This is a genomic window from Oceanobacillus limi, from assembly GCF_900111445.1.
GTDB classification, from domain to species: domain Bacteria; phylum Bacillota; class Bacilli; order Bacillales; family Amphibacillaceae; genus Ornithinibacillus; species Ornithinibacillus limi.
Map to the genome: position 1 here is coordinate 1 of NZ_FOHE01000017.1, position 18,629 is coordinate 18,629.

Genomic DNA, 18,629 nt, shown 5'->3' on the forward strand with positions numbered 1-18,629 from the left:
GTGCTTCGGGGTTACTCGCAGCTTATTCGGTGGAAGTTTTGCTTGTTGCTCTACCGACTGAGCTACCGAGCCTTATTGTTCTCATTATGTCTAACCATGTTTAAAAAGTGGCGTATAGTTTATTACAATTTATAATATGTATGGAGGAGGTAGAGGGATTCGAACCCCCGCGGGCTTTGACACCCCTGTCGGTTTTCAAGACCGATCCCTTCAGCCAGACTTGGGTATACCTCCGAGTTATATATGGTGGACCCTGCAGGACTCGAACCTGCGACCGATCGGTTATGAGCCGATAGCTCTGACCAACTGAGCTAAGGGTCCTTCTTTTAAGTTAAAGGGCGACCGGTGGGGATCGAACCCACGAATGCCGGAGCCACAATCCGGTGCGTTAACCACTTCGCCACGACCGCCATAGGAATTATTAAATTATGGTAGCGGCGGAGGGGATCGAACCCACGACCTCACGGGTATGAACCGTACGCTCTCGCCAGCTGAGCTACGCCGCCACATGGCTCCACAGGTAGGATTCGAACCTACGACCGATCGGTTAACAGCCGATAGCTCTACCACTGAGCTACTGTGGAATATTATAGTAAACGAACACTGACCTTATTTTTATAGCTTAATCAGTGATGCTGGACCCCTACATCTGCTAGTTTACTCAATGATGCATAGTGCTTCGGGGTTATTCGTAGCTTATTCGGTAGACGTTTTGCTCATCTCTACCACTGAGCTACTGTGGAATAGTTTATATTTTATTAGCAACGAAATATAATTTATCATATATAAAATGATATGTCAATGTGTTTTTATAAATTATGTAATGACTTTTGCACAATAAAACAACAAAACTAAATATACCATCTTTATAAAAAGATATCAATAGAAATTAATTATTGAGAATAAATTAAAATGAAATGGGCTAGATTATCTTTCCAAAATAGATACGCTCTCTCCACTTTATGAAGGCCTATCTCTATCCACATATATACAACTAATAGCCCTACTCTTATATCCACTAACATCCCTTTATTGAAAATATACAAAAGAGAAATCCGAACTATCAATTAAAATTCTAATAGAAGAATTAGAATTATTAACATCCGGATTTCTAAAATACATCATGAATATCTAAATGACTTAATTTTTAGAAGCTCTAATTATCTCCTAATACCGCTTCCGCAATATTAACTGCATGGTCTCCAATTCGTTCTAAATTACTAATAATATCAACGAAGACTATTCCAGCAGAACCACTGCACAAACCTTCATTCATACGAATGATATGTTTCTTACGGAATGCACGTTCCATTTTGTCAATTTCATCCTCTTTTTGCACTACTGCAAGTGCTTCCTCACGATTGGAGGTGTCCAAAGCTTTAACAGCTTGTTTAACGGTTAAGATCGTTAAATCAAACATATTATTTAAGTCCTCAACAGCTTGGTCTGTTAATTGAACCTTATTTGATATCTTATAATCGATCAACTCAATTATATTCTCGAAATGGTCACCAATTCGCTCTATATCACGAACGGAGTCCATTAATGCAGTATGTTTTGCACTTTCTAATTCGGACATCGATTCACCAGATAATTCAATTAAATAATCCGTAATTTTACGATCCAAATTATTTAATGCACCTTCTATTTGGATCGCCATCTCAGAATGCTTTTGATGGTTATTCGTAAGATATAGGTTTGTTTCTTCTAAACCTTTATAAGCATACTCACCCATGCGTACAACTTCAGCCTTTGCTTGATCTAATGCTAACGTAGAAGATTGCTGAATAAAAATTGGATCTAAATGCTGCGGTTTGTATTCAACAATTACATCTTTACCAGGTACAATTTTGGTAACTAACCAGGCAAGAGCTGCAACGAAAGGTAACTGAATTAATGTATTTACAACATTAAAACTACCATGGGCAAATGCTATTGTCATTTCTTCATTTAAATTAAATTGTCCTTGTAACATTTCGACATAGATCGTAAATGGATGTAGCAAAACTAATACAATAGTTGTACCAATTAAATTAAATATAACATGTGTTAATGCCGCTCTTTTTGCTGCGACACTAGCACCGATTGCAGCTAATACGGCTGTAATTGTAGTTCCAATATTATCACCGAACAATACCGGTAGAGCAGCTTTAAGTTCAATTGCCCCCTCAGAGAACAATGATTGAAGTATACCGATTGTTGCACTTGAGCTCTGAACAATTACGGTAAACACTGTTCCTATGACAACACCAAGAATTGGCTGCTGACTCATTTCTACAGTTAATTCTTGGAATACATCTAATGTACGTAACGGTTTAAGTCCACCACTCATTAATTCGAGACCAAAGAATAAAGCACCAAAGCCAAAGATAGTTTGTCCAACGTTGTTAACTTTTGAGTTTTTAAAGAAGAATAACAGGAAACATCCAACTGCAATTATAGGGAGGGCATATTCCCCTATGTCTAACCCAATCACAAACGCGGTTACTGTAGTACCAACATTCGCTCCCATAATTACACCAATTGCTTGTCTAAGTGTCATAAAACCAGCATTAACTAATCCTATAGTTAGTACTGTTGTACCAGAACTACTTTGAATTAGAATTGTAACGATAATACCTGCTAATACGCCTAGGAAGGGATTGCTAGTAAATCTGTCTAGTATGTCACGTAAACGATCGCCAGCGGACTTTTGTAATCCTTCTCCCATATACTTAATACCTAGTAAAAATATCCCCAAGCCCCCGATAAATTCAAACAGGAGTGTTTGTAAATCGATATCCAATGGTTACTCCGTCCCTTCGTACTTGTTGTTATTATTAATCATGCCTTACTCATTATTGTTGAACTTATTTAATTTGTAAAGCAAATATCGACAAACTTTACATTAAATTTACAAAAGAAATTAATGACGCTCTATGTACCCCTATTATTTTCTACCCTTATTTATTTATTCGTACACCAGAATAATCATTAGACCTGAATCCACCAGTAAAAAATCCCCTTACCTATAGTGATAACAAGTAAGAGGGATTACTGTTTATTGATTATTAATTTTTTCCACTAGTATTTTCGTTCCGTCTACTTCTACAATGCGCACATTACTATCCTTAGGAATCCATTGACCATTTGAGACAGCACTATAATCCTTTTTATCAACACGAATCGTGCCGACTGGTCTTAGATCATTTAATGTAATTCCTTCTCGATCAATTAACTTTTCATATTCGATGTTCATCGAGCTATATCCAGCCTCCTTCGTTAATTGATCCTTTAATGCTATTTTGGTCCACATTTCTCGTCGTTTAAAAACCTTTAAAAAGAAGAAGGACGCTCCGACACCAATCAACACCCCAAGAACTGCATATAACCCAGCGCTAAATGTTGGGGCAGGTAATGCAACAGCTGTTAGCATACTAGCCACTCCGATTGTAGCCAATGTCCCATCATTTAAGAGTTTACCATCGATAACAATTAGTAATAATCCAACAAAATAAATAATAAGCATAACTATAAGAGAGCTTGTTTCTAAGTATACAGAAAAATAAACTGTTATAAATCCTATCCCTAATAAAGCAAACACACCACGCATATTTACAAGGATTTCACCAATTAAGAATAAAGTAGCGAACCCAGTAATCACCAAACCTATCCAGTCATATGAAAAAATCTCCATATGTTTCCCCTCCTTCACCTTAGTTCATTATACGAATCAAAATGCCTTATAGTTTCATTAAAGGAGTTTTACCAATGAAAAAGACATTGCTCTATGTGTTCATTATACTATTTTTTATTAGTATTTATAAAGACCTTACGATTGGTATCGATTTACAAAAAGAAAATACACAGATATCGAATTCTGATGAATTAGATACTAATGATTATCAAGCAGTAAAAATTAAAATATCTTCTGGAGATACTGTACTATCCATAGTTGAACAACTAAATGAATTTAATAGTAATACAATCGATGTAGAAAAAATCTTAGTGGATTTTAAGGAATTGAACCCCAATATTAACCCTTATAAAATAAAATCTGGTACGTTTTATTACTTTCCATTGTATAACAACGCTACATGAGAGACGACTTTTTGATTAAAAAAAGAGACTGACCGTAGTCAGCCTCGTATAGTTAAACAAATGGCCCTATAAATAACGCGAATACAATAGAGATTGCACCGGCAATGATGGCAATATTACCTAACGTATCAGCATTTCTAGCTCTTGCCATGAAACCGACAATTACACCCGCAGCACCCATGACAACTGGTAACCAGAAGAAAGAAATAACAGATAAAGCAATTGCGATCCATCCAAAAGCAGTGTTCGCATCTGCACCGTCTTCATCATTAATAGTCACTCGATCACCAGTATAGTCGTCAGCAGTTATTTCAGCTGCTGTCTCTTCGTCTCGATCTCCAAAAGTTGAAATTCGCTCTGGTTTTTCAAAGTTCCCTGGAGCAACCGGACCATCTTCTAATGGGCCTCCATGATTTGGAGCATCTTCAACATTGTCTCTTCGATTATTGAATTCATCCATCATTAAGACCTCCTTCATAAGTTGAGGTGCATCTATAGTTTATGGTTTTCTAGTTAAATTATAATGCTACTTTTTGGGAATGCGGATTATTCCAACGATTAGCATGGACAAGTTGATAAATGTATCAGTGCTGCATATAGTGATACAACAGTAATTTTAAAGGAGTAGTACTATGTCTCAATGGATTAAAGCGATAGTAATAAATAAGATGAAACAATTAACTACTGAAGATATTTACAAATACGGGAGAGAATATGGTTTCTCCATTACGAAACAAGAAGCTACCAACATTAGTGACTATTTAAAAAAGAACAAAATCGACCCATTTGATAAACAGGACCATAAAAAAATGCTCCAAGAATTAGCACGTATAACGGATAAAGAGACAGCCAAAAAAGCAAATAGACTTTTTAAGGAAATGATCAAAGCTTATGGTTTAGAATCATTATTTCACTAATAAAACAAGAAAAAAAGCGCAAGCGTCTTATTATTTCTTAACCGACGTAAAAGGAATCTTACTTATAATAAGTAAGATTCCTTTTCCTTATTGATTCATAATTTTTTCTTTCAAGTCTGAAACAAATTTTCCATCCCTAATCATTTCAATTTCAAATTTATATGGTGGTTTTTTGTTCTTCTTATCCTCTCCAACGTATGGTGTTTCTAAAATCTTAGGCAATTGCTCTAATTGAGGGTGATGGATAATGTAATGTAATGCTTCAAAACCGATGTGACCAAAACCAATATTTTCATGTCTATCTTTATGTGCAGCTCGTTCATTTTTACTATCATTAACATGAATTACTTTCAATCGGTCTAATCCAATTATTTTATCAAATTCATTTAATACACCATCAAAATCATTTACAATGTCATAGCCTGCATCGTGGACATGACAAGTGTCTAAACAAATAGATAATTGTTCATTATGGGTGACACCTTCAATAATTGCTGCTAATTCATCAAAAGTTCGTCCGATCTCAGAGCCTTTACCAGCCATCGTTTCTAACGCTATCTGAACGTCTTTTCCTTTTTCTAAAACTTCATTTAACCCTTCAATTATTCGCTGTATACCTTTTTCCGCACCAGCACCAACATGAGCTCCTGGGTGTAACACAATTTGCTTCGCGCCTAAAGCTTCTGTGCGATCAATTTCACTTCGCAAAAAGTTTACACCCAATTCGAAAGTCTCCGGTTTTGACGTGTTACCAATATTAATGATATATGGTGCATGAACCACTATATCGGAGATTCCGTTTTCCTTCATGTGCTTTATTCCATTTTCAATATTCAATTCTTCAATTGCTTTTCTTCTTGTATTCTGCGGTGCTCCTGTGTATATCATAAACGTATTTGATCCGTATGATGCAGCCTCTTCACTGGAACCCAACAGCATTTTTTTACCACTCATTGATACATGTGAACCTATTTTCAACAATTTCTACACCTCTCCCAATAGCCTATCTTACTTTTTATATTTATTTCGTTTTGATATTTGTCGTTTGATCGACTCTTGTTGCTTCTTCATTTTTTTCTTATAGCCTGGCTTAACTTTTTTAGGTTTGCGCACCTGCTTCCAAGCCTCTTTTTCAGCATCCGTTGTCGTTTTTGTCCTTAGCGTACGTTCATTCCACGACTTCGCATCCTGCCATTGCCCATTTTTTATATCAGCGAACACAAATTGCAACCCTTTATTTTCAAGTTTTTGAATCAGCTTTAAATCACTCTCTTGGTAAATACTTATTGCTGTCCCCTCTAATCCAGCCCTAGCTGTTCTGCCTACACGATGAATATAGAATTCCTCTTCTTTCGGTAATTGAGCATTTATAACGTGACTAACTCCCTTAATATCAATCCCCCTCGCTGCTAGATCAGTGGCAACGATATATTGATAGCGAAGATTTTGTATATCTTTTAATACACGCTTTCTTTCCCTCGGTGGAAGTCCACCATGAATTAAACCAACATCTAACCCCTTTTGTAGCAATGCTTTTGCCAATTCATTTGCATGTTCTTTCCCGTTTGTGAAAATAATTGCCAAGTAAGGATGAATGGTTTTAGAAATATCTAGAATTATATCGGATTCACTCCGATGTCTCAATGCAATCAATCGATGCTCCATCGTTTCAGGTGAAAGCTTGTCATCAATTTTTACATGAAGCGGATTTTCTAAATATTTCTTTAAAAAGTGCTCTAACCTTTGCGGGATCGTCGCAGAATAGACGAGTAATTGAATGTCTGTTTTACTACGAACTAGTAATTGATCCACTTCATTGATAAAACCGAGATCAAGCATTAAATCAGCTTCATCTATTACAAACGACTTTGCAGAGTAAAGCGATAAAGCTTCCTCTTTTACGATGTCTAAGATTCGACCTGGGGTTCCTACTATAATTTGTGGTGGTTCTTTTAATTTATCGATCATTTTTTGCTTATCTGTTCCACCAACTAATAGCTTCGCAATCCATTTTTGATCCATATCCGCAAATTTAATTATTTTCTTCACTTCGTCAAATATTTGCATCGCTAACTCTCTTGTAGGAGCAGTGATTACAAACTGAACTTCTCTTTTATTTTCATCAATTTGATTCATTAACGGTAATAAATACGCGTGTGTCTTACCAGATCCAGTTTGAGATTGGCCAATAACACTTTTTCCTTCTGTAATAGAAGGAATGACCTTTTGTTGTATTTCTGTTGGCTTTTTAAAACCGAGCTGATGAATAACTTCCATCATAACTGGCTCAAATGAAAACGCCTCAAAACTATTTTTCATAAGAATACTCCTTTTAATGATTCTTTCTGTGGAAGATGAAAATGTCATTTACTATAATGTACATATCTTAACTCCCTAAACAAATTGAAAAGGATCTGTATTTGCTTTCGAAACAATCACTTCTATACTTTCTTTATTAAGATGTTTTTCTAGATAATCTTTTGTCCCATCCTTCATAATCGTTTCAATATAATGACCCGCATCAATTACGGTAAGTCCCATCTGCCACGCTTCCTGTGCTATATGAAATGTCATATCTCCAGTTACATAAACATCAGCGCCTTTACGTTTGGCAGCTTGTATATATTTTTCACCGCTACCACCTAATATTGCAACTCTTTTAACCTTCTTAGAAAGGTCACCAGTAACCCGGAGATTAGAAATTCCAAACGAAGACTTCACATTTTCACAGAAATCCTCTAGCCTCATCGGGGTATGCAAATCTCCTATTCGACCAATTCCAAATTGTGTTCCCTCATTCTGTAAGGGGTAAACATCATAAGCAGGCTCTTCATATGGATGACTTTTTATCACAGCATTTAAAACAACAGAGAGTTTATTCTTAGGAACAATTGTTTCTATTTTCACTTCATCCACTTTTTCCATTTCATCCTTGGTTCCTATATATGGATTTGCACCTTCTAATGGCTTAAATGTTCCAATCCCATCCGTCTGGAACGAACAGTGGCTATAATCCCCGATATGCCCTGCTCCATTAGCACTTAACGCATCGTGTACCTCGCCTTTATGGGAATGAGGAACATATATTGCAATTTTATAAAGGGATTCCTTGTGTGTTTCCACCAGTACTTCTGATGATTCTAATTGTAATGCATCGCCTAGCATGTCATTTACACCACCAACCGCAGCGTCAAGGTTTGTATGTGATGCATAAACCGTAATACCATGCTCCAATAATTTCGCGATAATACGCCCTCTTGAACTATCTGTGTTCAGGCTCTTCAAAGATTTAAACAATAATGGATGGTGTGCAATAATAAGATCTACATTATTCTCTATCGCCTCATCAACAACTGATTCCATTACATCTAAAGTTACCATGATTTTTTGTATAGGTTTATTATGGGAACCAATCTGCAGCCCAACGTTATCCCAATCATAAGCTAAATGCAGGGGAGCCCATTGCTCCATTATCGTAAAAATAGATGAGTTGGTGTACGGCTTATCCATTTGTTAATACCTCCTCAATCATCTTTAATTCCTTTTCAAAATACTCTACTTTCTCAGCTTGCTGTTCTTTAGCTCGCTTCAATTGTTGTAAAACGTGTATCCTTTTATCTCTTTCTAGGCTCCATTTTTCAACGAATTCCTTTGGTTTTTTCTTTCGTAACAATGGACCAAATAATAACTCTTCCATTGTTAGGTGATACGTAATCCCATCCTTATTCTTGTCGGCAATGATCACTTCATAAATATGACCATTCTCTTCTATTATTTCCTCGTGGTTAATGATATAGCCGTGTTTTACAAACCATTCACGAACACTTTTTTCATCTACATTTGGTTGTGTTATTATTCTATCTGTATGAACTAATTTTTCTTTTCCATCATCTAAAATTTGTCGAATAAGTGTTCCTCCCATACCGGAAATTACTACTTGTCCCACTTCACCAGGGTTGATTACAGCTAAACCATCCCCTAAACGTACGTCAATTACTTCATCGAACTGGTAGAGTGTCACCGTCTTTTTAGCACTAAGGTAGGGACCTTCGTTTACTTCACCTGCGATGGCCATAGCTGTAGGATCCTTGGAACAAACATAACACGGAAGATAAGCATGGTCTGAACCAATGTCTGCAAAATTAGCACCTTTAGGAAGATAAGATGCTACTAACTTTAATCTTTCTGATAGCTTGATTGTACTCGTCATAACTACCTCCAATAAGTGAATCTTTAACCAGTAGGATTTTCTTCATCCCCTCTAATATTAGGTAAACCATTCGGACACTTGACTTTCAGTTGAACCCACACTTACCATCCTTAGTTTTACTTCATAGGTTTGAAGTGAAATTCCTCGGACGCATGGGACGTGCTAGTGCCGAAAACACAACAGAAAATCACATTTTAGTCAACCCAGTATATTTGGGATACATAATGTCCGATCAAACTAACCCTCCATTTTATGAAAAGCATTTCTTCATAATAAAGGAGGCTCTTTTCTGACTAATAGAAAAGCTTTCTGTTTATCGCAGAAAGCTTCCAGTTAACTTCATTCAATTTATTGATGCTCACTAAGCCACTCAACTAACGATGAAACTTCCCCTTCAGAAAGGTGACTCTGTGCTGGCATGTCGCCACGACCATTTAAAATAATATCATTAATTTCATCCTCAGATAAATCAGCACCGACTTGTGTTAAATCTGGCCCCATACCACCAGAAAGGTCGCCACCATGGCACATTGCACAGTTATTTTCATAAATCACATCAGGTTCAGCGCTTGCTTCCCCTTCTTCTGTTTGATGATCTCCATCTTCATTTGCAATATCCTCTCGTTGACTTACACCAATAAAAGATAAAACAATTACAGTAAGTATCCCTACAACAGCAATTATTGCATATGGAATGACTGGGTTTTTTCTCATTGTATTTCCTCCTTATGTATCCCCATTATCTATATTATGGTACAAAGCTATATTTATTTTACTCGAAAATGCAATTACTTTAAAGGAAAAAGATGTGAAAGATTTTAAAACAATAAAAAAAGAGGCTTCACGGATAATTTAATCTCTCACAAACAATTTAATCGGCAAAAACAATCAAAATACTTAGTTGCAAAAACAGATTAAATTGTTTAAAATATAATACAAGATATGAAAACGGTATCAACATCACTAGAAGAAATACGTTGCTGGTATTTCAGTTTATACAAAGTATTTCTTCCGTGTGTAGAAGAATCAGGGAATGACTATCTTATTTAAAAAAGCCTTAGAAAAGTCATTGTTCAAGTTTGAAACATGACCAATGACTAATCTTTAATCCATAAAGTCTTTTAGACGCTTACTACGACTAGGATGTCTTAACTTACGTAATGCTTTGGCTTCAATTTGACGTATTCTTTCTCGAGTAACACCAAATACCTTTCCTACTTCTTCTAAAGTTCTAGTGCGCCCATCATCTAATCCAAATCGTAAACGTAATACATTTTCTTCACGATCAGTTAGTGTATCTAAAACATCTTCTAACTGCTCTTTCAACAATTCATAAGCCGCGTGATCGGAAGGAGAAACCGCTTCGTGATCTTCAATGAAATCTCCTAAATGGGAATCATCTTCTTCACCGATTGGCGTTTCTAAAGATACTGGTTCTTGAGCTATTTTTAGAATGTCGCGAACTTTATCAGGTGAAAGTTCCATTTCTTCTCCAATTTCTTCTGGAGTTGGTTCGCGTCCTAAATCTTGTAGAAGCTGTCTTTGTACACGAATTAACTTATTGATTGTCTCCACCATATGCACTGGGATACGAATTGTACGAGCTTGGTCAGCAATTGCACGTGTAATCGCTTGGCGAATCCACCAAGTAGCATAGGTACTAAATTTAAATCCTTTACGGTAATCAAATTTTTCAACTGCTTTAATTAAACCCATGTTTCCTTCTTGAATCAAATCTAGGAAAAGCATACCTCGACCTACATATCTTTTCGCAATACTTACAACTAATCGTAAGTTCGCTTCTGCCAATCGTCTTTTAGCTTCTTCCTCACCTTGTTCAATGCGAGTGGCTAAGTCAATCTCTTCTTCAGCAGAGAGTAAGTCTACTCTTCCAATTTCTTTTAAATACATCCTCACTGGATCGTTTATTTTGATACCAAGTGGTACACTTAGGTCGTTTAAATCGAATTCTTCTTCCTTCGCTATTTCTTTCATATTAGGATCTTCTTCTGAATCTCCAATAATTTCTACGCCTTGTTCTCCTAAAAACTCATAAAATTCATCCATTTGATCTGGTTCAATTACAAAATTGGAAAGTCGATCAGCAATTTCTTCGTAGGCAAGAACACCGCGTTTTTTACCAATCTCTAATAGTTGCTCTTTGGCTTGTTCAAGTGTTAACTCTGGCTCATTTTCTTTTGTTTGTGAAGGTTTATTTTCAGCCATGAGTCCCCCTCCTTCTTATACTACTTAAATCTTTTGAATTAGTTTTTTACTTGCTTTTTTAGTTCGATGATCTGCATCGCAATTTGGGCTGCTTTAATAGGGTCTTGTTGTTGCTCTGCTAAACGTTGTTCATCTTTTAACTGTTTAATACTAGCAACTTCGCTCGATTGAGAACGAATTATTCGAATATAATCATTTATTTCAGCATCGCTTATCTCCTCATATACAGGAAGCATTGCAAGTTCAATTACTAAATGTTTTAACTTTTCATCTGTTAACCTTTCAACAAATAAACTAACATCTACAGGCAGACCTTCCTCATAATATGCATAGAGATGCGTCGCAATTATTTTATGTTCATCTATATTAAAAGAAGCGCCTAATTCCTCCTGCACCTTATCAGTAATTGTCCGATCTTGCAACATATATGCAAGCAACTTTCGTTCGGCATTGTGATAGGCTGGAAGTAATTTTCTTTTTTGGTACTGATTTTGTACTTTTTTAGTATATCTTTCTTTTGTACTCTTATCCTTAGGACTACTTGATTTTTCCCGATAAGTATGAACTTGTTCTAACAATGTATCCATCATTAAACCATATTCATTACTCAATTCTTTTACATAATATTCTCTTTCAATCGGGCTATCAATTTTAGCTAGTTCCTTAATCACCATTTCAATATACTGAATTCGATCCCCTTCTAGACTTAAGTTATAGTCTTTTTTGAGATAATTCATGTAGAAAGTCAGGAACGTATCACTCGTTTCAATTACCTCTGTGCGAAATGAATCAGCCCCATTTTCACGTATAAATTCATCTGGATCCATACCATTATTCATTCTTGCTATTTTCACTTGACATCCAACAGATTGTAATAACGTTGCTGCCTTGTAGGTTGCTTCAATACCAGCATGATCCGCATCATAGCAAATTATAACCTTATCGACATAACGACGTAATAATTTAGCTTGGCTTTCTGTAAGTGCTGTTCCCATTGTAGCTACTACATTATTAATTCCTGCTTGATAGGAAGAAATTACATCCATTTGCCCTTCAAATAATATTACTTCGTTTGTCTTACGAATATGTTTTTTTGCTAAGTCAAAATTATACAAAATCCTTCCTTTATGAAATAGTTCACTTTCTGAACTATTTAAGTACTTGGGACCTTGGTCTGTAATAGTTCGCCCACCAAACGCTACGGTCTTTCCCAAGTGATTTCGAATTGGGTAAATGACCCTACCCCTAAATCGATCGGATACCGAATCATCATCTTTTAACGTTAGAATACCGGATTTTATTAATAGTTGCTGATGAAACCCCTTTTTTTCCAAAAAGGTTGCTGTAAAATCCTTTATATTCGGTGCAAAACCAAGTTGGAATGTATCAATTGTTTCATCTGTAATTCCTCTGTCTCGGAAATAACGGTATCCATCCTTTCCATCCTTCGTGTAACGTAACAGATGATGGTAAAGTTTCGTTAGCCAATCATACGCCGAAAGCATACTTTGGCTCTCTTGTGAAAGAGTACTATCTCTTTGTACAGCAGTTTCTGGAAGAGAGACACCACTTCTGTCAGCTAGATGTTTTATTGCTTCAAAGAAGGAAAAGCTTTCTATTTCCATGATAAAAGAAACTACATTTCCTCCTTTTCCACAGCCAAAGCAGTGAAAAATTTGTTTTTCCTGCGTTACTGAAAAAGATGGTGTTTTTTCCCCATGGAATGGACAGAGGCCAAAATAATTTCTTCCCTGCTTTTTAAGTTGTACGTACTCTCCAATTACATCGACTATATCATTCGATTTACGAATGTCTTCTATTACGTCTTCTGGAATTTGATTAGACATATCCATCACCATACTTTTACATATGTATCCAAAAGATTATCCCTTTTGAACCACTCGTATAATATAGTTCTCTATCAACTAAAAAAACCCTTCAAATTTCGACATTTTTTTCATAATGTCGAAAAAAAGTTCCTTCTAGTTAAATGTAGTTTCTTAGAAGGATTATTTGGACATATTCTGTGATGCAATTTAAACCAAACTGGTTTTACAAGTATAAGAAAGTACCAGCTGGTTTATTCTAATTACTATAATTCTACATAAGGATATAAGAATCCTTCTTAATTTCGAATGTTTTATTATTCAGAAAATCCAAATATACAAAGGTTTATTTAAATGTATATGTTTACTATTTTTACACAAATAATAATTATAATACATTATTAGTGAAATTACTATAACTATCCTTAATTTTTTTGAGAAAAATTTAAATTTCTTCTCGATCTGGTCCATAATAATGATAGGTATGGTTAAGAGGTAAAGTATATATCCTATTATGATGGATGCTTTACTAAAGTGGATTCATTAATTTTATCAGCCAAATTATTAAACCGCATGAACTAATTCATGCGGTTTAATAATTATAAGAGATAACCTGTTCCCCATTTTTATAATTATTTCTGGGTTAAACGTATAATGCTGTTTGCTGTTTCCTCCACTGCTTTGTTAGATACATCAACAACTGGACAACCAATCCGCTCCACAACACCATTAAAATAGTCCAACTCCTGATGAATTCGTTTAATATTTGCATAAGTCGCTTGATCACCAAGCCCTAATGCTTTTAATCGTTCTTTTCGAATATCATTTAGCTTTTCTGGGCGAATACTCAATCCAATACATTTTTCAGGATTCACTTCAAATAATTCTTCAGGTGGATCAACCTCAGGTACGATCGGAACGTTGGCAACTTTTAATCGCTTCATTGCCAAATACTGGGATAATGGGGTCTTAGATGTTCTAGACACCCCAATCAATATTATATCAGCTCTAGAAATACCTCTTGGATCACGGCCGTCATCGTATTTTACAGCGAACTCGATTGCTTCTACTTTCTTAAAGTAATCTTCATCAAGTTTATGTACCAAACCAGGCTCTAATCTAGGACTTTTCTGAAAAAACTTCTCCATGGAAGAAAGCATTGGTCCCATAATATCAATCGCTTCAATACCTAAGCGGTCAGCTTCACGATTTAAGTACGCCCTCAATTCAGGATCTACAAACGTAAAGCCAAGAATTGCTTCTTCATCCATTGCTAATTGCAAGGATTCGTCAATTGTATGCTTATCTTCCACATATGGAATTCGTTGTATTTTGTATTCTCCACAATTAAATTGGCTTAACCCTGCTTTCATAACCAGCTCGGCAGTTTCACCAACTGAATCAGATAAAACAAAAACTACTGTTTTTAAGCCCATTTCTATTAACTCCTCTCTTCCCAAAAATGCACGATTTAACCGTCCCTGTTACAATTGATCTTCTGTAATTAGCTCAACAAACGCTTTTGTAATTGTGGTTTTTGTAATTCTTCCGACTACTTCTAACCCCTTATCTGTATCCTTAATTACAGGTATTCCGTCTATCTGTTTTCCAATTAATTGATTAGCTACATCAATTAACAAATCGTCTTTTCGACATACCGTAATATTGGGCATTCTAGTCATTATAATATGGACAGGAACAGCATTTAAATCTTGTGTTCCTATACTCGCTCGCAATAGGTCCTTGCGGGAAAGAATCCCGGTTAAACAAGCATGATCATCTACAACAAATAATGTTCCAACATCTTCTAAAAACATTGTCGAAATTGCATCATATACAGAGACTGCTTCATTAACAACAATAGGAATAGATTGATAATCCTGAACCTTAAAACTCTTGATTTTTTCAGTTAATAATTCCGATCCAGTTTTTCCCGTATAGAAATAACCAACTCTTGGTCTAGCATCTAAAAAGCCAGCCATTGTTAATATCGCTAAATCCGGTCGTAAAGTTGCCCTCGTTAGATTTAGTTTTTCTGCAATATTTTCGCCAGTAATGGGGCCATTTTCCTTTACAATATTAATTATCTTTTCTTGTCTATTAGATAATTCCACTATTTCACCACCTAGCTAATATGACATACTACTTAAGGAATATTATATCTCATATATAGTGGAAAGAAAATTATGTTTGTCATAATTTGCACATACGCCCTCCTTAGGGAGCAATATTCTTTCTACTATTAAAATTGTTGTTTCCATTCTATTGCTGATAAATCAGCATAATTTGCCACTAGTTCTGCGATGTTTTTTAACAAGGCAAGCCGGTTGCTGCGAACATCCTCATTGTCAGCCATAACCATATTGTGATCAAAAAAAGTATGAATGGGTTCTGTTAATTTACGAAGTTGATTTAACGCTTCATTCGCATTTTTCTTGTCATTTACCTCTGTGAAACCTTTATGCACTTCTTGATATATTTCATATAATTTGGTTTCAGATGTTGTCTCAAACAACTCTGGATTTACTTTTATTTTGTCAGCTTTCTCAGCAAGGTTTAACACTCGCACTAAAGCTTCTTGAACCGGTTTAAAAGCTTCTTCATTCCGTTTATTTGAAAGTATTTTGGCTTTTTCAATAGAATACGATAATTCACCGATATGCTGTTGGAAAACTGCATCTATAATATCTGCTTCGATATTCATTTCACGCAGCACATATACAGCCCGTTGTTTCATAAATTCCGTAACTTCTGTTTGAATATTTTGATCGCCTTCTTGCTCAATATCACGGTTTTGATATAGATTAATTGCTATGTCTATCAACTGCTTTACTGTTATATTCCATTTCATTTCAATTAAAGTTCGTAAAATACCTATCGCTTGTCTTCGTAATCCATAAGGATCTTGAGAACCAGTCGGCCTTAAACCTACAAAAATGCAACCAACAATTGTATCAAGTTTGTCTGCAATACTCACTATTGCCCCCACTACGGAATTAGGCAATTCTCCATTTGCACTATTTGGTAGGTACTGTTCTCTGATTGCTTGTGCGACTTCTTTATTTTCACCAAAGTTAAGGGCATACTTTTCTCCAATGATTCCTTGTAATTCTGTAAATTCATTGACCATATTCGTCATAAGGTCAAATTTACTAATTTGAGCAGCTCGTACTGCATTTTCTTGCGTAACCGAATCGACATGGAGTATCTCAGCAATTTCTTTTGCTAACTGAACAGATCGATTTACTTTATCATGAATTGTTCCCAACTTCTCTTGGAACACAACATTTTCTAACTTCTGGTTGTAAAAAGCAATGGATTGCTTTTGGTCTTCTTCGTAAAAGAATTGTGCATCTGATAACCTTGCACGAAGCACCTTCTCATTCCCTCTAGCAACCGTATTAATAGCTTTATTATCACCATTACGAACACCAACAAAATACGGTAATAATTCTCCACTCGCTGACTTGACAGGGAAATATCGTTGGTGTTCCTTCATAGAAGTTATTAAAACCTCAGAAGGAAGGGCTAGAAAGTTTTTCTCAAAGGATCCTAAAAACACTGTAGGATACTCCACTAAATTACGTACCTCTTCAAGTAAATCTTGATCCACAGGAACTACATACTCATTTTCACGTTCTAGATCCTGAATTTGATTCTTTATCAATTCTTCTCTTTCTAATGCGTCAACAACAACGAAATTATCCTCTAGTGTTTGCTTATACAACAAGGGATCCGTTATTGTAATCTTTTCCCCTAAAAAGCGATGTCCAAATGTTTGGTTTCCAGTTTGAACACCTGCTACTGCAAAGGGAATAACCTCTTCTCCAAAAAGGGCTATAAGCCATCGAATTGGGCGAGCATAACGAAGTGACTGCTGTCCCCAACGCATGTTTTTACCGAATTGGATCGACTCTACAATATCTTTAAAGGAAGGCATTAAATCTTTAGATGGTTGTCCTTCGATACGTTTTTTCACAAATATATATTCGGTTCCTTTTATTTCTTTTGTAAAAATATCATCTGTTGTTTTCCCTTGACCTTTTGTAAAACCAATTGCAGCTTTGGTCCACTCCCCATTATCATCTTTGGCAATTTTAATGGAAGGTCCTTTTGCTTCTTCTTCAACGGTTGTTTGCTCTTGTGCCATATTTTCTACTATTACTGCAAGTCTCCTTGGAGTTGAATAGCTGGTAATCGAATCAAATGAAATACGTAAATCTTCTAACCACTTTTTTGTTTTTGTTATAAGTTGTTTTTCAGCATCATCAATAAAACGTGCTGGTAATTCCTCTAATCCAATTTCAAATAATACATTTTTTGTCATTCTGCTTCTTCCTCCTTAAGCATCGGAAATCCTAATCGTTCTCTTTCTGCAACATAGGCTTTTGCAATGCTTCTAGCTAAGCTTCGAATTCTAGAAATATATCCGGTTCTTTCGGTTACAGATATAACACCACGTGCATCTAATAAATTAAATGTATGAGAGCACTTTAAGACATAATCATATGCTGGAAAAACGAGTCCTTTTTCCATGGTAACTTTTGCCTCCTCTTCATACATTGAAAATAACTGGAACAGCATCTCGGTATTGGATTCTTCAAATGTATACTTCGAATGCTCGTATTCCGGTTGTAAAAATATATCTTTTACCGTAACACCATGATTCCACTCTAAATCAAACACATTCTCTTTATCTTGAATATAAGATGCTAATCTTTCAATACCATAGGTCAATTCAACCGTAACTGGATTTGCTTCCAATCCTCCGATTTGTTGAAAATAGGTGAATTGGGTAATTTCCATTCCATCTAACCATACTTCCCAGCCTAAACCAGCTGCTCCTAAAGTAGGGTTCTCCCAATTATCTTCTACAAAACGAATATCGTGCTGCAAGGGATCAATGCCCAATGCCTTTAAAGATTCCAAATACAATTCCTGGATATTATCTGGGGAAGGCTTCATAATGACTTGGAATTGATGATGCTGATACAAACGATTTGGGTTTTTACCGTACCTACCATCTGCTGGTCGTCTAGAAGGCTCCACATACGCAACATTCCACGGTTCAGGTCCTAAACTACGTAATAAAGTCATTGGTGACATAGTACCTGCTCCTTTTTCGACATCATATGCTTGCATCAAGATGCAATTTTGATTAGACCAGTATTTCTGCAGTGTTAAAATCATTTCTTGAATATTCATTGGCTACGATCCTCCGTAATTTTTTGAAATATAAAAAAATCCGTCCCTATGCCCATAAGACATAGGGACGGACTGTAATCCGCGGTTCCACCCTATTTGCTCCATTATATTAGAGCCACTTTATCCTAATTGCTCAAGAGTGCCATTCCTCATGGTCTACTGATT

At 35.8% G+C, this 18,629-nt stretch carries 16 protein-coding genes, 5 tRNA genes and 1 other annotated feature (1 of these 22 running past the window's edge); of the genes, 2 read left to right on the forward strand and 19 right to left on the reverse strand.

Going from position 1 to position 18,629, the window contains the following annotated elements; all coding sequences use genetic code 11:
* Positions 1 to 141 precede the first annotated feature (141 nt).
* From BMX40_RS15215 to BMX40_RS15245, 7 genes are all read right to left on the reverse strand, one after another.
* Positions 142 to 234 (reverse strand) — tRNA-Ser (locus BMX40_RS15215).
* A gap of 10 nt (positions 235 to 244) precedes the next feature.
* Positions 245 to 321: transfer RNA gene (locus BMX40_RS15220), tRNA-Ile, on the reverse strand.
* Positions 322 to 337: 16 nt separating this feature from the next.
* Positions 338 to 410 (reverse strand) — tRNA-His (locus BMX40_RS15225).
* A gap of 19 nt (positions 411 to 429) precedes the next feature.
* A tRNA-Met gene (locus BMX40_RS15230) sits at positions 430 to 506 on the reverse strand.
* A 3-nt stretch (positions 507 to 509) separates the two neighbouring features.
* Positions 510 to 584, reverse strand: a tRNA-Asn gene (locus tag BMX40_RS15235).
* Positions 585 to 1,156: 572 nt separating this feature from the next.
* The gene (locus tag BMX40_RS15240) at positions 1,157 to 2,785 is read right to left on the reverse strand and encodes a Na/Pi cotransporter family protein (protein WP_090871472.1); all 1,629 of its coding nucleotides are present in this window, start codon (positions 2,783 to 2,785) and stop codon (positions 1,157 to 1,159) included.
* 255 nt (positions 2,786 to 3,040) lie between these two features.
* Positions 3,041 to 3,676 (reverse strand): NfeD family protein, encoded by a 636-nt coding sequence (locus BMX40_RS15245; RefSeq protein ID WP_090871474.1) that lies wholly within the window; start codon positions 3,674 to 3,676, stop codon positions 3,041 to 3,043.
* Positions 3,677 to 3,750: 74 nt separating this feature from the next.
* Between BMX40_RS15245 and BMX40_RS15250 the strand changes: the two genes are divergently transcribed.
* Positions 3,751 to 4,080, forward strand: a complete 330-nt coding sequence (locus BMX40_RS15250; RefSeq protein ID WP_090871476.1) for a hypothetical protein — start codon at positions 3,751 to 3,753, stop codon at positions 4,078 to 4,080.
* Positions 4,081 to 4,132: 52 nt separating this feature from the next.
* On the opposite strand, the gene BMX40_RS15255 is transcribed toward BMX40_RS15250, so the two are convergent.
* A complete protein-coding gene (locus tag BMX40_RS15255; RefSeq protein WP_090871478.1) occupies positions 4,133 to 4,540 on the reverse strand; it encodes a hypothetical protein in 408 nt (135 codons plus the stop codon).
* A 172-nt stretch (positions 4,541 to 4,712) separates the two neighbouring features.
* Here BMX40_RS15255 and BMX40_RS15260 point away from each other — a divergent pair, with 172 nt between their 5' ends.
* Entirely contained in the window at positions 4,713 to 4,997 is a 285-nt protein-coding gene (locus BMX40_RS15260) for a DUF2624 domain-containing protein (RefSeq protein WP_090871480.1), read from the forward strand.
* Positions 4,998 to 5,084: 87 nt separating this feature from the next.
* On the opposite strand, the gene BMX40_RS15265 is transcribed toward BMX40_RS15260, so the two are convergent.
* From BMX40_RS15265 to glyQ, 11 genes are all read right to left on the reverse strand, one after another.
* Entirely contained in the window at positions 5,085 to 5,978 is an 894-nt protein-coding gene (locus tag BMX40_RS15265) for a deoxyribonuclease IV (protein ID WP_090871482.1), read from the reverse strand.
* Positions 5,979 to 6,005: 27 nt separating this feature from the next.
* On the reverse strand, positions 6,006 to 7,316 hold the full coding sequence (locus tag BMX40_RS15270) for a DEAD/DEAH box helicase (protein ID WP_090871485.1): 1,311 nt from the start codon (positions 7,314 to 7,316) through the stop codon (positions 6,006 to 6,008).
* A 75-nt stretch (positions 7,317 to 7,391) separates the two neighbouring features.
* Positions 7,392 to 8,507: a Nif3-like dinuclear metal center hexameric protein gene (locus BMX40_RS15275; protein WP_090871487.1), complete on the reverse strand. Its 1,116-nt coding sequence runs from the start codon at positions 8,505 to 8,507 to the stop codon at positions 7,392 to 7,394.
* On the reverse strand, positions 8,500 to 9,207 hold the full coding sequence (locus BMX40_RS15280) for a tRNA (adenine(22)-N(1))-methyltransferase (protein ID WP_090871489.1): 708 nt from the start codon (positions 9,205 to 9,207) through the stop codon (positions 8,500 to 8,502). Before BMX40_RS15280 ends, BMX40_RS15275 begins: the two co-directional genes overlap by 8 nt.
* A 348-nt stretch (positions 9,208 to 9,555) precedes the next feature.
* Positions 9,556 to 9,921: a cytochrome c550 gene (cccA, locus tag BMX40_RS15285; protein ID WP_090871492.1), complete on the reverse strand. Its 366-nt coding sequence runs from the start codon at positions 9,919 to 9,921 to the stop codon at positions 9,556 to 9,558.
* 390 nt (positions 9,922 to 10,311) lie between these two features.
* Entirely contained in the window at positions 10,312 to 11,433 is a 1,122-nt protein-coding gene (gene rpoD, locus BMX40_RS15290) for an RNA polymerase sigma factor RpoD (RefSeq protein ID WP_090871494.1), read from the reverse strand.
* A gap of 38 nt (positions 11,434 to 11,471) precedes the next feature.
* Positions 11,472 to 13,280 (reverse strand): DNA primase, encoded by a 1,809-nt coding sequence (gene dnaG / locus BMX40_RS15295; protein ID WP_090871496.1) that lies wholly within the window; start codon positions 13,278 to 13,280, stop codon positions 11,472 to 11,474.
* A gap of 611 nt (positions 13,281 to 13,891) precedes the next feature.
* Positions 13,892 to 14,695 carry a pyruvate, water dikinase regulatory protein gene (locus tag BMX40_RS15300; protein ID WP_090871498.1) on the reverse strand — a complete coding sequence of 268 codons (804 nt, stop codon included), beginning with the start codon at positions 14,693 to 14,695 and terminating at the stop codon, positions 13,892 to 13,894.
* Positions 14,696 to 14,743: 48 nt separating this feature from the next.
* Positions 14,744 to 15,373: a transcriptional regulator CcpN gene (gene ccpN, locus BMX40_RS15305; protein ID WP_090871500.1), complete on the reverse strand. Its 630-nt coding sequence runs from the start codon at positions 15,371 to 15,373 to the stop codon at positions 14,744 to 14,746.
* A 128-nt stretch (positions 15,374 to 15,501) separates the two neighbouring features.
* On the reverse strand, positions 15,502 to 17,586 hold the full coding sequence (glyS, locus tag BMX40_RS15310; RefSeq protein WP_090871502.1) for a glycine--tRNA ligase subunit beta: 2,085 nt from the start codon (positions 17,584 to 17,586) through the stop codon (positions 15,502 to 15,504).
* Positions 17,583 to 18,464 carry a glycine--tRNA ligase subunit alpha gene (glyQ, locus tag BMX40_RS15315; RefSeq protein ID WP_090871504.1) on the reverse strand — a complete coding sequence of 294 codons (882 nt, stop codon included), beginning with the start codon at positions 18,462 to 18,464 and terminating at the stop codon, positions 17,583 to 17,585. Before glyQ ends, glyS begins: the two co-directional genes overlap by 4 nt.
* Before the next feature lie 60 nt (positions 18,465 to 18,524).
* Positions 18,525 to 18,629, reverse strand: a binding site (T-box leader); it runs 68 nt beyond the window's last position.